Here is a 254-nt window from a genome sequence, read left to right on the forward strand (position 1 = left end):
TCGCTGTCGGTATAGATCGTGCGGCGCAGGTTGTACTCGGATTGCGAGGGATCAAAGAACGAATAGCCACCCTGGGAGTTGGCGTGCCAGATCTCGACCTTGGCACCGGCAATCGGGGTGCCGTCGACGTCGCGGACCTGGCCGGTCAGCCACATGGTCTCGCCGTCGGTCGCTTCGTCGTCCAGGCGGGCAAAGCCGTCCGCTTCCGGGGCGCCGGCCACGTACAGCGGGCCTTCGATAGTGCGCGGGGTGCC

At 66.5% G+C, this 254-nt stretch carries 1 pseudogene; it reads right to left on the minus strand.

From position 1 onward, the window contains the following. A pseudogene (locus MLE19_RS22970) lies at nt 1-254 on the minus strand (catechol 1,2-dioxygenase); the annotation flags it as partial.

Source organism: Vreelandella neptunia, from assembly GCF_022489065.1.
GTDB lineage: Bacteria > Pseudomonadota > Gammaproteobacteria > Pseudomonadales > Halomonadaceae > Vreelandella > Vreelandella neptunia_A.